At 60.9% G+C, this 13,647-nt stretch carries 12 protein-coding genes; 9 read left to right on the plus strand and 3 right to left on the minus strand.

The window, feature by feature from the left end:
* Positions 1–169: 169 nt before the first annotated feature.
* The 8 genes from glmU to ABAC402_RS24900 all read left to right on the plus strand — a co-directional run bounded on the left by glmU (position 170) and on the right by ABAC402_RS24900 (position 11,602).
* On the plus strand, positions 170–1,570 hold the full coding sequence (gene glmU, locus ABAC402_RS24865) for a bifunctional UDP-N-acetylglucosamine diphosphorylase/glucosamine-1-phosphate N-acetyltransferase GlmU (RefSeq protein ID WP_023448376.1): 1,401 nt from the start codon (positions 170–172) through the stop codon (positions 1,568–1,570).
* Positions 1,567–2,259 (plus strand): ribose-5-phosphate isomerase RpiA, encoded by a 693-nt coding sequence (gene rpiA, locus ABAC402_RS24870; RefSeq protein ID WP_023448377.1) that lies wholly within the window; start codon positions 1,567–1,569, stop codon positions 2,257–2,259. The genes glmU and rpiA overlap by 4 nt, the downstream gene beginning before the upstream one ends.
* A 277-nt stretch (positions 2,260–2,536) precedes the next feature.
* Positions 2,537–3,910, plus strand: a complete 1,374-nt coding sequence (gene gorA / locus ABAC402_RS24875; RefSeq protein ID WP_023448379.1) for a glutathione-disulfide reductase — start codon at positions 2,537–2,539, stop codon at positions 3,908–3,910.
* Positions 3,907–5,238 carry an O-antigen ligase gene (locus tag ABAC402_RS24880; protein ID WP_023448380.1) on the plus strand — a complete coding sequence of 444 codons (1,332 nt, stop codon included), beginning with the start codon at positions 3,907–3,909 and terminating at the stop codon, positions 5,236–5,238. Before gorA ends, ABAC402_RS24880 begins: the two co-directional genes overlap by 4 nt.
* 156 nt (positions 5,239–5,394) lie before the next feature.
* A complete protein-coding gene (locus tag ABAC402_RS24885) occupies positions 5,395–6,768 on the plus strand; it encodes a class II 3-deoxy-7-phosphoheptulonate synthase (protein WP_023448381.1) in 1,374 nt (457 codons plus the stop codon).
* Positions 6,769–6,833: 65 nt separating this feature from the next.
* Positions 6,834–8,927 carry an oligopeptidase B gene (locus tag ABAC402_RS24890; RefSeq protein ID WP_023448382.1) on the plus strand — a complete coding sequence of 698 codons (2,094 nt, stop codon included), beginning with the start codon at positions 6,834–6,836 and terminating at the stop codon, positions 8,925–8,927.
* Between the two features lie 487 nt (positions 8,928–9,414).
* Positions 9,415–10,812, plus strand: coding sequence for an MATE family efflux transporter (locus ABAC402_RS24895; protein WP_023448383.1), 1,398 nt, complete (start codon positions 9,415–9,417; stop codon positions 10,810–10,812).
* Positions 10,813–10,846: 34 nt separating this feature from the next.
* On the plus strand, positions 10,847–11,602 hold the full coding sequence (locus ABAC402_RS24900; protein ID WP_023448384.1) for an SDR family NAD(P)-dependent oxidoreductase: 756 nt from the start codon (positions 10,847–10,849) through the stop codon (positions 11,600–11,602).
* 17 nt (positions 11,603–11,619) lie between these two features.
* Here ABAC402_RS24900 and ABAC402_RS24905 read toward each other — a convergent pair whose 3' ends face one another.
* A complete protein-coding gene (locus ABAC402_RS24905) occupies positions 11,620–11,955 on the minus strand; it encodes a YnfA family protein (RefSeq protein WP_031235204.1) in 336 nt (111 codons plus the stop codon).
* Between the two features lie 4 nt (positions 11,956–11,959).
* On the minus strand, positions 11,960–12,214 hold the full coding sequence (locus ABAC402_RS40110) for a hypothetical protein (protein WP_155847306.1): 255 nt from the start codon (positions 12,212–12,214) through the stop codon (positions 11,960–11,962).
* A gap of 72 nt (positions 12,215–12,286) precedes the next feature.
* On the opposite strand from ABAC402_RS40110, the gene ABAC402_RS39125 reads away from it, so the two are divergent.
* The gene (locus ABAC402_RS39125; protein ID WP_023448387.1) at positions 12,287–12,682 is read left to right on the plus strand and encodes a MerR family transcriptional regulator; all 396 of its coding nucleotides are present in this window, start codon (positions 12,287–12,289) and stop codon (positions 12,680–12,682) included.
* On the opposite strand, the gene ABAC402_RS24915 is transcribed toward ABAC402_RS39125, so the two are convergent.
* Complete coding sequence (locus tag ABAC402_RS24915; RefSeq protein WP_023448388.1) at positions 12,671–13,564, minus strand: hypothetical protein; 894 nt, start codon at positions 13,562–13,564, stop codon at positions 12,671–12,673. The two genes, ABAC402_RS39125 and ABAC402_RS24915, sit on opposite strands and share 12 nt — an antisense overlap.
* Between the last annotated feature and the right edge of the window lie 83 nt (positions 13,565–13,647).

The raw sequence follows: 13,647 nt of genomic DNA on the forward strand, positions 1-13,647 counted from the left end.
ACTGCCCGTCGCCGCGAATGCGGCGAGCCATGCGGCGACTGAGCTGAAAAAACCAAATACCAACTTGCACCGTAACGGTCATTCTTCTGCGCAAGTTGGTATTGGGCTTTGTTTTGTGCTGGCTTTGGGCTAAATCGGCGGCCAGCGCAACGCAAGAAGAGACGCCCACATGCAAAAAATCACCGCCGCGGGCCGGGCCGCCGTCATCCTCGCCGCCGGCCAGGGTACGCGCATGAAATCGCCGGTTCCCAAGGTGCTGCACAAGATCGGCGGGCGGACCATGCTGGACCGCGCCATCGATGCCGCCTTCGAGGTCGGCTGTGAGCGGGTGATCGTGGTGGTCGGAACCCATTCGCCGGCCGTGCGCGCCACGGCCGAAAAGCGCGTCGGCTCGGCCAATATCGTTGTCCAGGACCCGCCCCAGGGCACGGGCCACGCCGTTAATGTGGCGCGCGAAGCCTTGCAGGACTTCGACGGGACCGTTATCGTCACCTATGGCGACAGCCCGCTGATGGCGGCCAAAGTGCTTGAGCCCGTCTTCACCCTGGCGGCTGCCGCGGATATCGCCGTGCTGGGATTCGTCGCCCATGATCCGGGCGCCTACGGCCGGCTGGTGCTGGACGGAGACCGGTTGAATGAGATCGTCGAGGCGCGCGAAGCCAGCAAGGAGCAGTTCGCCATCAAATCGTGCAACTCCGGTGTGCTGGCCTGCGATCGCGAACTATTGTTCCAGCTTTTGAGAAACGTCAAAAACGAGAACTCCAAGGGTGAGTACTATCTTACCGATGTTGTCGGTCTCGCCAAGGCGCAGGGCTTGCAGCCGCGCGTCACCATGGCGCTGGAGCACGAGGTGCTGGGCGCCAACAGCCAGGCCGAACTGGCCGCCATCGAAAAGGTGTGGCAGGACGGGGTCCGTCGCAGTTTCATGGACAATGGCGTCCACATGCCGGCGCCCGAGACGGTGTTTTTCAATTGGGATACTCAGGTCGAGGCCGGCGTGGTGATCGAGCCCAATGTGGTCTTTGGTGACGGCGTTCATGTCGCTTCCGGTGCCGTCATCCGGGCGTTCTCGCACCTGGAAGGCTGCAAGGTCGGCGAGGGCGCTCTGATCGGGCCGTACGCGCGTCTGCGTCCGGGGGCAGACATCGGCAAGGACGCTCATATCGGCAACTTCGTCGAGGTCAAGAACGTCACGATCGGCGAGGGTGCCAAGGCCAATCACCTCAGCTATCTCGGCGACGGTTCGGTCGGCGCAGGGGCCAATATCGGCGCCGGCACCATCTTCTGTAACTATGACGGCTTTTTCAAGCACAAGACGGTGGTCGGAGACCGCGCCTTTATCGGCTCTAACTCGTCGCTGGTGGCGCCGGTGACCATCGGCCAGGGCGCGATCACTGGTTCGGGCTCGGTGATCACCCAGGATGTGCCGCCCGATGCCCTGGCTTTGACTCGCGCGCCGCAGGTGGCGAAGGAAAGCTGGGCGGCGACTTTCCGTGAACGCAAACTGGCTGAGAAGGCGGCGAAAGCGCGCTCAAGCAGCGCAGCGGTAGCGCAAGGAAAAATGTCATGACGGTTGATGAGCAAAAGGAAGCGGTCGGCGAGGCCGCGCTGAAGTATGTAAAACCAGGCATGAAGGTGGGCTTAGGCACCGGATCGACGGCGGCGTGGTTTGTCAAGGCGGTTGCTCGCGAGGTCAAGGCAGGGCTGAAACTGACCCTCGTTTCGACGTCGGTTCAGACCACGCAATTGGCTGAAAGCCTCGGCCTGGCCATCAAAGATATCAACGATGTTGGCATGCTGGACCTGTGCGTCGACGGCGCCGATGAGGTCGGTGAAGGCCTGGCCCTGATCAAGGGTGGCGGCGGGGCACTGTTGCGTGAGAAGCTTATCTGGGAACTGGCGAAGACTTGCGTGGTTATCGCCGATGCCGCCAAGCACGTGCCGGTCCTGGGCAAGTTCCCTTTGCCGATCGAAGTCGAACCGTTCGCCTGGAAGGGCACGGTCAACCGGGTCAGCGACGTCCTGGTCGAATTCGAAATTGATAAGCTGCCCGTTATGCGCAAAAAAGACGGCCAGCCATGGATTACGGACGGAGGCAATCTTATCTTCGACGTGGCGTGCGGGCGGATCGAGGATCCGAGCGGATTGGGTGCGGCTCTGAAGTCGGTGACGGGTGTGGTCGATCACGGCCTGTTCCTGGACCTGGCCGAGGTGGCGTTGATCGCGACTCCCGACGGTGTCAGGATTGTCGAACCATGAGAAGGATTTTTAAACACGGAAAGCTCGGACAAGAAAAGAAAGAATTGACCACGAACCACACGAACAGACACGAACGAGTGCCAAGGGTGCTCAATGTTTTCTGAAAAAGCTTAGGCCTTTTGTGTCTTTATTGTTCGTGTCTGTTCGTGTGGTTCGTGGTTGAAAAACCTTGCTCGAATGCCGCTGCGCGGCGGATTCGGAACAACCCAGAAGTCGGTCTTCTCCGTGGCCAAATACTACAAACGAAGCCGCATACGCGGACCCATAAAGGCGAACCATGTCTGAGTATGACTACGATCTGTTTGTGATAGGTGCCGGCTCCGGCGGTGTTCGCGCCGCGCGGTTGGCGGCCAATATGGGCCTGAAGGTCGGCGTCGCCGAGGAAGACCGCCCGGGCGGCACCTGCGTTCTGCGCGGCTGCGTCCCCAAAAAGTTCATGGTCTATGCCTCGGAAGTGCCGTCTAATATCGACTATGCCCGCGGTTTCGGCTGGGACGTGCAACTGGGTAAGTTCGACTGGCATCAGTTCAAGACCCATAATCAGGCCGAGGTCACCCGCCTGTCCGGCATCTATGGCTCCAACCTGGCCCGGGCTGGTGCCGAACTTATCCCGTGCCATGCCGGGTTCAAGGACGACCACACCCTTATCCTGACGTCATCGGACGGTACGGCCCGCGAAGTGACGGCCAAGACTATCCTGATTGCCACCGGCGGTTGGCCCTTCTTGCCACAACATTGCCCCGGCGTGCTGGAACACGCCCTGACCTCGAACGACATGTTCGAACTGCCGGAATTGCCGAAGAAGATGGTCATTGTCGGCGGCGGCTATATCGCCGTAGAGTTCGCCGGCATCATGAACGGCCTGGGCGTCGACGTCACCCTGATGTACCGCGCCGAAAAGATCCTGCGCGGCTTCGACAGCGATGTCCGCGATCATCTGACCGCCGAAATGAAGCTGCGCGGCATCAGCATCCTGACCGGTGTCGATCCGATCAAGCTGCATACCGAAGGCGACGCTGTTATCCTGCACCTCAACAATGGCGAACGCTTCACGACGGGCAAGGTGATGTACGCCTCCGGCCGCAAGCCCAAGACCGAAGGCCTGAATCTGGACGTGCTCGATATCAAGGTCGATGTCCATGGCGCCATTCCGGTCGATGCTTTTTCGCGCACCGCAGTTCCGCATATTTTCGCCATCGGGGACGTCACCAACCGCATGAACCTGACGCCTGTGGCCATTCGCGAGGCCGTGGCCTTTGTCGAGACGGCGCTGAAGGACAATCCGGTCGCCTACGATCACAGTAACATCCCGACAGCGGTCTTTTCCCAGCCCGAGATCGGTACGGTGGGCTTGAGCGAAGACGACGCCAAGACCAAGGGCATCGTCTACGATGTCTACCAGACGCGCTTCCGGCCGATGAAGACGGCCTTTGTCGGTGGCGAGAGCCGCACCCTCATGAAGCTGATTGTCCAGGCCGACAGCGACGTCGTCATCGGCTGCCATATCGTCGGCCACGACGCGGGTGAGATGATCCAGTTGGCCGGGATCGCCGTCAAGGCGCGGCTGACCAAGGCGCAGTGGGATGCCACCTGCGCCGTCCACCCGACCGCGGCGGAAGAACTGGTCACCATCAAGGATAAGCGGCTGTGACAGCAAAAGGAGCCTGGGAGGCTGTTAAGGCGCATTATGCGGAAGTTTGGTTGCTGTTCGGCCTGACCTGGCTTCCGGTCTTTGCCTGGGTTGTGCCGACCGCTCTTCCGGCCATGCTGTTTATCTGGGGAATTCCGCTGCTGGTCTATCTCGGCCGGATAAAGCGCTTCTGGCCCGCCGCCGCCATCACCGGTGTCATGGTCTTGCTCGGTTTCCTGAGATCGGAATTCGTCGTCTATCTGCTGGAGGGCAAGGGGCTGGCAGCTGCTTTCGCCACCAAATACTGGTTCGCCCCGACCTTTGCCTGGCTGGTGTCCTGGGCGGTGATTGCCGGCTTCGATGCCTTGCCGGACGCGCAGGCGCCGCGTCTGGCGACCTGGTTCGGCTGGCTGATGGTGGGGCTTTCTGTGGTTCAGGTGTTGGAAAGCCTCAGTCGTATGAGTTTGCGTACCCATTTGAACGACGCCTTCGCCGCCATGGACAATCCGCTCTTCGACGCGTCTCGGCCGGAGATGCTGATCGTCCACATGTTGAACTGCAATGTCTACCTGACGCTGCTGTTCTGGCCGTTGGCCATGTGGTTCGAGCATCGGCGCCAATATGGTCATATCGGCGTGTTGGCGATGGCCGTCATCGCCGGAGCCGTCGCTTCCGACGCAAATGCCCATCTGTTGGCGCTCGCGGCCTCAGGCGTCGTCTTCTTTGCGGTGCGCTACTGGCCCAAAGCTTTGCGGCGGGTTCAGCCGCACAGGCTGCTGGCCGGCTTGAGCGCCGCGACCATCCTGGGCCTGCCCGTCGCCATCTATGCCGCCATCAGATCGGGCCTGTTCCAGCACATCAAGACCGAAATCCTGCCGTCATGGGCGGCGCGGATCGATATCTGGACCTTTACCGTGGAGCGCTCTCTGGAAAAGCCTTGGTGGGGCTGGGGCTACGAGACGGCACGGACCTTTGATCCGATGATCCCGAACCATCCGCATAACCTGTCGCTCCAGGCCTGGATGGAGCTTGGCATCCCCGGTCTGGTACTGCTGGGAGCGCTGTGGTTTGTCCTCTTCTGGCTGTCTGGCCCAAAGGAAGGCTACGGCGAAGCGAAAGACGACGGTTTCCACGAAATCAGCTCTGTAGAGGCGCAGACGCCTGCAACCCAGAGCGTGGCCCAGCGCGCCGTGCCCTATATCCTGGCCGCCGCATCGGGCTATTTCGTTATCAATCTGGTCAGCTACGGCTTATGGCGGTCGTGGTACTATTGCCTCGGCGCGGTGATGGTGGCGGCCTTCCTTTTGATGTTCAAGGCCGCAAGTCAGCCGATAAAGTTACGAACTTAACTATAACCGACGGAATTTACAGTTATTTTTCACAGAGACAGCGTTGTCTTCAAAGGTTTTGCGGTTGAAACTGTGGCTATGAGTGCGTAAATTGGGTTTTTGGGTGGGCGTGCCTTACATTCCGTTGGCGCGAACACTGTGTGGAATACAGTTACAATGAACAAGATCTGGTCTCCGAAGGACTGGCGCCAAATGCCGGCCCTGCACATACCGAACGACTACCCCGATCCGCAGGCCCTGGCCGCGGCAGAGGGCGAACTGGCGAGCCTCCCGCCGCTGGTGTTTGCCGGCGAAGCGCGCCGCCTCACCACGGCCCTGGGCCAGGTTGCCAGCGGCAACGCTTTCCTGCTTCAAGGCGGTGACTGCGCTGAGAGCTTCAAGGAGTTTTCGGCTGACAATATCCGCGACACCTTCCGCCTGATCCTGCAGATGGCGATCGTCCTGACCTTTGCCGGCGGGCGGCCGGTGGTCAAGGTCGGCCGCATCGCCGGCCAGTTTGGCAAGCCGCGCTCGTCACCGATCGAGACCATCGATGGCGTCACCCTGCCGTCCTATCGCGGCGACAATATCAATGGCATGGACTTCACGCCGGAAGCGCGCATCCCCGATCCGCAGCGCCTGCTGAAGGCCTATCACCAGTCGTCGGCGACGCTGAACCTGCTGCGGGCCTTTGCCAATGGCGGCTATGCCGACCTGTACAACATCCATAAGTGGACCCTGGGCTTTGTCTCCGGTTCGCCCCAGGGCGAGCGTTACAAGGCCCTGGCAGAGAAGATCTCCGAGACGCTGAGCTTCATGTCGGCGATCGGCATCACCTCGGACAGCCACCCCTCGATCCGCAGCGTCGACGTCTTCACCTCACATGAGGCGCTGCTCCTTAACGTCGAGCAGGCCATGACCCGGGTCGATTCGACCTCGGGCGACTGGTACGACACCTCGGCCCATATGCTGTGGATCGGCGAGCGCACGCGCCAACTGGATGGCGCCCACGTCAACTTCATGAAGGGCATCAAGAACCCGATCGGCGTCAAGTGCGGCCCGACCCTGGAGCCTGACGACCTGGTTCGACTGATCGACGCTTTGAACCCGGAAGCTATTCCGGGCCGTCTGACCCTGATCGGTCGTTTCGGTTCCGACAAGATCACCGAACGCCTGCCGAAGCTGATGGCGGCGACCCGCAAGCACGGCGTGCCCGTTGTGTGGTCGATCGACCCGATGCACGGCAATGTCGTCAAGGCGGCCAATGGCTACAAGACGCGACCCTTCGACCGCATCCTGGCCGAGGTCCGTTCGTTCGTCGATATTGCCGCCGGCGAAAGCGTTCATCCGGGCGGCATGCATCTGGAAATGACCGGCCAAAACGTGACGGAATGCACCGGCGGCGCTTTTGCCCTGTCGGAAGAGGACCTGCGCGATCGGTACCACACGCACTGCGACCCGCGCCTCAATGCCGACCAGGCGCTGGAACTGAGTTTCCTGGTGGCCGAGCGCCTCCATGCGTTGAAGGACAAGGCCGTCAAGGCGGCGTGATACAGCTTTCCATAAAGGAATGAATATGCAAGTCTCCGGTGAAACCTTCACCGGAGACTTTTTTCATGCGCGGAATATGGATGACTGCGGCCTTGTTCCTGGCGTTTCCGGCCTTGGCGGCAGAACCGCCGGTGGCGAAGAAGGTGCCTTACGAGATTAAGGCCCCCTTCGGCGCTGTACGTAACGACGACTATTATTGGCTGCGCGACGACACGCGCCAGAACGAGGAGATGCTGGCCTATCTACGCGCTGAAAACGCCTATGCCGATACCGTCCTGGCCGACAGCAAGCCCTTGGCTGAAACCCTCTACAAGGAAGTCACCGCCCGCCTGGTGCCCGACGATTCCAGCGTGCCCTACCTGAAGGGTGGCTATTGGTACTATACGCGATATGTCGCGGGGAAAGACTACGCTGTGGTCGCCCGGCGCAAGGGCGAGATGACGGCGCCGGAAGAAATCCTGCTGGACCAGAATGCGATGGCGGCGGGCAAGGGCTATTTCCGCGTCGGCGCCTGGGTCGTTAGTCCGGACAAGACGAAGATCGCCTGGGCTGAGGACACGGTAGGCCGCGGCCAGTACGGTCTGAAGGTCAAGGATATCGCCACCGGGGCGATGCTTGACGTTGCGGTCAGCAATATCGAGGACATCGTCTGGTCCGACGACAATAAGACCCTTTTCTATATCGACAAGGACCCGGTGACCCTGCTGTCCAAACGGGTCAAGGCGCATGTGATCGGCACGGAAGCGTCGGCCGATCGACTAGTCTACGAAGAGGCCGACGACAGCTATTACATAGCGCTGGGCCGCACGACGTCGGATAAATATGTCTGTATCTATCTTCGTGCGACGGTGAGCGAAGAGCAACGCTGCGCTCCGGCCGACGGCGGCGATTTCGCCGTCATCGCGCCGCGCGAGCGCGACTTCCTGTACAATGCGGACCATGTCACCGGCCGATGGGTGATCCGTACCAACTGGCGGGCCAAGAACTACCAGTTGATGACCTTGCCCGATACGCAGAGGTTTGGGGATCGGACGACGTGGGCGGATTTTGTGCCGCATAGCGCCGATGCCTTTATCGAGAATTTTCAGCCGTTCGATGCCTTTGTCGCCATCGAGGAGCGGGTAGGTGGCAACAAGCGGTTGCGTTTGCTGACCAGCGAGGGGGTATCGACGCCGGTTCAAAGCGATGAACCGGCCTATGTCATGGGTCTTAACGTCAATCCCGATCCGGCGTCCGACTGGGTGCGCTATGCCTATGGATCACTGACCACGCCAGACACTATCTATGAAAGCAACGTCAAAACCGGAGAGCGCCGCACCCTGAAGGTCCAGCCCGTGCCGGGCTACGACGCCACGCAGTATGTCACCGAGCGCCTGTGGGCGGCGGCGCGTGACGGCACCAAGATTCCGGTCTCGCTTGTCTACAAGAAGGGTTTCTCAAAAGACGGGACGGCGGCCGTCTACCAGATCGGTTACGGCGCTTACGGCGCATCGTCGGACCCGTCGTTCAACCCGATAGTCCCAAGCTTGCTCGACCGCGGCATGGTGGTGGCGATTGCCCATATCCGCGGTGGCCAGGAAATGGGCCGCCAGTGGTATGACGACGGCCATCTGATGAACAAGATGAACAGTTTCACTGACTTTATCGACGTGACCCGCTACCTGGTCGACCAGAAGTATGCCGCCCGGAAACGCGTGGCCGGTTTCGGCCGCAGCGCCGGCGGGCTGCTGATGGGAGCGGTGGCCAATATGGCGCCTGACGACTACGGCGTCATCGTCACCCAGGTGCCGTTCGTTGATGCTGTGACAACCATGCTGGACGCCTCGATTCCTCTGACGACCAACGAGTATGACGAGTGGGGCAATCCGGAACAAAAACCGTTCTACGACTACATGATGACCTATTCGCCTTACGACAATGTCGCAGCCCAGGCCTATCCGCCGATCTATGTCTCGACGGGTCTGTGGGACAGTCAGGTCCAGTACTACGAGCCGACCAAGTGGGTGGCGAAACTGCGCAGCCTGAAGACCGGCCATGCGCCGCTGGTCTACCGCGTCAATATGGAAGCCGGCCACGGCGGCAAGTCGGGCCGCTTCCGCCGTTGGGAAGAACTGTCCGAAGCCATGGCCTTCATGATGATTCAGTTGAAGGTGGAGTAATACCAACCCGCGAAAATCTTGACTCATCGTGGGTTGGCAAGCGCGCCAGAGAACGTACTTCGGGCGCCCGAGCTTTTGCGAGGAGCCATGCGGCGCTTGAGCTGAAAAAATGCGAATACCAAGCGTCATTCTTTATGAGGCTTGGTATAAGAAGATTTGACCACGAACCACACGAACAGACACGAACAAAGAAAGTGCTAGAGCGCATCCCAAGAAGTGTGACGCTCTTTTTGGATAACAATGAGCTTCAAAAAAAGTTTAGAGCGCCGATCCGATTCTACTGGATCGGCGCTCTAAGGCCCAACGGACCTATCACGCAAGTCCTGAAGTTCGTGTCTGTTCGTGCAGTTCGTGGTTCAAAAAATCTACCTTGAGGCCGCTTCGTGGGCTGATGCATTTGCTCAATCGTGCGGCTCGTCAAACGCTGCCCATAGCCAGTTCCTGACCGTCATTGCCCTAAACCGCGACTTCGGTTACAGGAGCGACCATGTCGGGATTGCTATCACTGTTGAACCCTGAGGGAAGGGCGGCGTTTGCCGCCCTTTACCGTCTGTCATGGCCGGTCGTCATGTCGCGCCTGGGCTTCATGATGATGGGGCTGGCCGATACCCTGGTGGTAGGCCACTATTCCGCCGCCGAACTGGGTTACCACTCCCTGGCCTGGGCGCCGACCAGCATCTTCCTGGTCACCTCTATCGGCTTACTGGTAGGCGTTCAGGTCAAGACCGCCCAGTTCATCGGCGCCGATGAACCGGACCGAATCGGCGGAACCTTCCAGCGTGCCCTGGCCTATGCCCTGATCCTCGGTTTCGGATCCATGAGTCTGCTGACCCTGGGTGGTCCTTGGTTGCTGCATGCCACTGTCCAGCCAGGTCTGGCCGCCGGTGCCAGCACGCCCTTGCTGGTCTTCGCCTTGTCCATGCCGTTCTATATGGTCGCCGTCGCCGTCTCGGAATTCCTCGAAGGCCTGGGCCGGACGCGCCCCGGCATGGTCTTCACCTGGGGCGGCAATGTCCTCAATGTCGCGCTGTTGCTGGTCCTTGTGCCGGGCATCGTCAAGGTCCCTGGCATCGACAGCGACGGCGCCATGGGCGCGGCCATCTCGACTCTGGTGGCGCGGATGGCCCTTACGGTCGGGCTGCTGATCTATCTGTTCACGCTTAAACACGTAAAGATCTACGATCTGCTGGGTCGTCATGCGCGAGATCCGCAGGGTGCCCGCGAACAGCGTCAGGTCGGCTATGCTGCCGGCGCGTCCTACTTCATCGAAGTTGCCGCCTTTGCCGGGTTGACCGTCTTTGCCGGCCGGATTTCGGAAACCGCCGTGGCCGTGTGGGCGATCATTCTTAACTTCGCCAGTCTGGTCTTCATGGTGCCGATGGGGCTGGCGATCGGCTGCTCGGTCCTGGTCGGCCGGGCCTATGGCGCGAAAGATGCCGCCGGAGTTGCCCGGATGGGCCGGGTCAGCTTCCTGTCGGCGACCGGGTTCATGATGGTGGTCGTTCTGACCGTTTTGATCGGTTCACAGGCGATTGCCGCCGGCTATACCTCCGACGCCACCTTGATCGCCGGCGTCCAGACAGCGCTGTTGCTGTCGTGCCTGTTCTTTATTCCCGACGGCGTCCAGGTGGTCGCCGCCCAGGCTTTGCGCGCCCGGCATGATGTTTTGGTCGCGCCGGTTCTGCACTATATCAGCTACGGCATGTTCATGCTGCCGCTGGGATATCTGTTCGCACTTCACTGGGCCCAGGGCGTGCCCGGCCTGATCTATGCCTGTGCCGTAGCGAGTTGGTTATCGGCCACCCTGCTGGTGGCGCGGTTCTTCTGGCTCGACAAAAAGGCGGCCACGCTCTCGACACCGGCCATCGAAGCGCCTAATAAGTAATACAATTGCAACGGAGGCGACGATACTCGACGATTTGCAGGGCAAGCTGGTTTTGATCACAGGCGCCAGCACCGGCATCGGCGCGGCGGTCGCGCAAGCCTTTGCTGCCCATGGCGCCAAGGTCGCCATTCACTACAATGCCAGCCATGATGCCGCCCAGGCCGTGGCCGACCTGATTGGCGCCGATGGTGGTGAAGCGCACCTGATCCAGGCCGATCTGATGAACGCACCTGACAGTATCCGCGGCGTTGTCGCCGAGGCCGGTCAAAAGCTCGGCGGCCTGGATATCCTGGTCAACAATGCTGGCGCCCTGGTGTCGCGCAAGCTGCTGATGGAATGGGACGATACCTTCTATGATCAGGTCATGGACCTGAACTTGCGGTCGGTCATTTCCGGCACCCAGGCGGCGGTGCCGCTGATGGAGGCGCGCGGCGGCGGCGCGGTGATCAATCTTGGCTCGATCGCCGGCAGCAACGGCGGCGGTCCGGGCTCCGGTCTCTACGCCACGGCCAAGGCGGCGGTGCATAACCTGACTCGCCACATGGCGACCGATCTGGCCAAGAAGAATATCCGCGTCAATGCCATAGCGCCGGGCGTGATCGGAACGCCGTTTCACGCCCTGACCCCGGCCGACAGAATGGAGGCGATGCGCAATTCGGTGCCCATGGGCCGCGTCGGTACGCCCGAAGACTGCGTCGGTCCGGTCCTGTTTCTCGCCTCCGCCATGAGCGGCTATGTCACGGGACAGATTTTGCACGTCAATGGCGGGCAGTACTACGCCGGGCAATAAATTCTAATATTCCGGAATTATAGATTTGTCGAATTGCGCGGTCCAAACAGGATCATCGCCGACCCAGCCAGGCACAACACCAGCCCGCCCAGGTCCCACAGATCGGGCCGCTGCTTTTCCATGAACCACATCCAGCCGATCGACGCCGCGATATAGATGGCGCCATAAGCCGCATAGGCCCGCCCGGCGGCCGAACTATCGATCAGAGTCAACAGCCAGGCGAACGCCGCCAGACTTAGCGCGCCCGGCACCAGCCACCACGGCGATCGGCCCAGTTTCACCACGGCCCACAGGCTGTAACAGCCGGCGATCTCGCAAAGCGCTGCCAGGACATAGACGGCAAGTGATTTCATGCGGTTACCTTGCCTGCGGGTTTTGCGGCTTGCAACCGCAACTTCCGTCATGCGCGCAGGTCTTTTTTCGTCCTTTCAAAAGCAGATATGTGCCGACCCCAAGCAGCGCGACAAGGGGGAGAGCGCATAACAGGACATCCAGGCTCAGGCCCGAAAAGCTGAGGCCGGCAACCGTTACGCCGGAGACGATGGGTATCAGGAAGAGCAAGGCGCAGCAGCCCAGACAGGCGGTGATAAGGGCGAGGACGGTTTTTTTCATGATCAGGCACTCCGAAGGGTTGATGTCCTCGGTCTGGGACCTCAAGTAGGTTGAGGTTCAAGGAAAAACTTCATGTTCACGATCGGTGTTTTGGCGCGCAAGGCGCAATGTTCCGTACCTACCGTGCGTTTCTACGAGGCCCAGGGGTTGATGCCGCCGGCGGAACGGCGCGAGAGCGGTCACCGCGTCTATGACCGACCCGACCTGGCGCGGTTGGTGCTTATCCGGCGCCTGCGTGATCTCGATGTCCCGCTCGAAAGGATCAAGGCCTTGCTGAAGCTGGATGCGGGTGGCAAGCCGTGCGCCGAAACCCTCCGATTCTTTCAGGAACAGCGCGATGCCATCCGCCTGCGGATTGAGGCTTTACGCGACCTCGATTTGACTCTGTCCATGCACATGGCGAACTGCCAGTCCGGCTGTTTGCCGGCGGCCGGTCCATGTGACATTTTCGGCGTCTTAAGCGCCTAGGATCCAGCCTTCTTCGGCCGCAGCCGCGGCGGCATCAGCTTCGCTTAGGCCCTTGGGCGCGCCAAACAGGGCGTCGAGTTGGCCCTTGTCGTCCAACTCTGCCAGGGCGGCAGCGGTAATCCGCACCGCCGCCGCGTCCTTGACCTCGCCCGACTGGGCATCGCCTTCAAACATCGGCGGGTAAACCTCGGCAATTACGGTGTTGACGCCATCGAGTTCCGGCGTGCCGAACCCGGCCTGGAACGGCCACAGCCGCGCCTTGTCGCCCAGGGTTTCGAGCAGCGAGCGGACCGCGACAATGCCCAACATGGCAACGCCACCGGCTACGCCGGCCCCGTGCATCTGCCACAGGCTCTTGGGTAATGCCGTCTTCTTGATCTTGCCGGTCAGCGCGTCTTCGGTCAGCCGGAATTCTGGGAAGTCGCCGAACGACGCCGGCTTCAGGGTCGACAGCCACTTCTGCGACGCGTTCTTGGGCGCGCCCCAGAACGGCCAGGCCTCGTCGGTGATCAGCCGGTTGATCTTGGCGGCGACCTGGAAGCGGTTGTTGCTGTTGTCGGCCTTGTCGACGATATTCTTGGCCAGGAAGTCCCACAGGCCCTTCCAACCGTTCAGTTGCAGGCCTCCGGTGGTGCCGCGAACCAGGCCGAGCGGGAAGGCAAACCCAAGGAAGATACGATCGCCCCGCTTGTGCAGGTCGCCCAGAATGGTGCGCAGCAAGGTTTGGGCCTCTGCGCGTGTGGCCGGGTTATAGGCCTCATAGGACAGGCGGAAACGGACATCGCGCTTCATGACGCCGATCCACACAGACGACTCGCCCGTCTTCTTGCCTTCGGCGGCGCTATAGTCGACGATCACATAGGCCCCGAAAAGACGCTGCACGAAAAACTCCCTCGGAAAATCCGCCGCGAGGCCGCTCAGGCCGACCGCAAAAGTGCTCGCTTGTAACGCGATTGCGAAAGGTC

The sequence above is a fragment of the Asticcacaulis sp. AC402 genome, assembly GCF_000495835.1.
GTDB lineage: Bacteria > Pseudomonadota > Alphaproteobacteria > Caulobacterales > Caulobacteraceae > Asticcacaulis.

Excerpts from the sequence above, each read along its gene's own strand:
- glmU (WP_023448376.1), top strand. The coding sequence starts at position 170 with ATGCAAAAAATCACCGCCGCGGGCCGGGCCGCCGTCATCCTCGCCGCC.
- rpiA (WP_023448377.1), top strand. The coding sequence starts at position 1,567 with ATGACGGTTGATGAGCAAAAGGAAGCGGTCGGCGAGGCCGCGCTGAAG.
- gorA (WP_023448379.1), top strand. The coding sequence starts at position 2,537 with ATGTCTGAGTATGACTACGATCTGTTTGTGATAGGTGCCGGCTCCGGC.
- ABAC402_RS24885 (WP_023448381.1), top strand. The coding sequence starts at position 5,395 with ATGAACAAGATCTGGTCTCCGAAGGACTGGCGCCAAATGCCGGCCCTG.
- ABAC402_RS24890 (WP_023448382.1), top strand. The coding sequence starts at position 6,834 with ATGCGCGGAATATGGATGACTGCGGCCTTGTTCCTGGCGTTTCCGGCC.
- ABAC402_RS24895 (WP_023448383.1), top strand. The coding sequence starts at position 9,415 with ATGTCGGGATTGCTATCACTGTTGAACCCTGAGGGAAGGGCGGCGTTT.
- ABAC402_RS24905 (WP_031235204.1), bottom strand. The coding sequence starts at position 11,955 with ATGAAATCACTTGCCGTCTATGTCCTGGCAGCGCTTTGCGAGATCGCC.
- ABAC402_RS40110 (WP_155847306.1), bottom strand. The coding sequence starts at position 12,214 with ATGAAAAAAACCGTCCTCGCCCTTATCACCGCCTGTCTGGGCTGCTGC.
- ABAC402_RS39125 (WP_023448387.1), top strand. The coding sequence starts at position 12,287 with ATGTTCACGATCGGTGTTTTGGCGCGCAAGGCGCAATGTTCCGTACCT.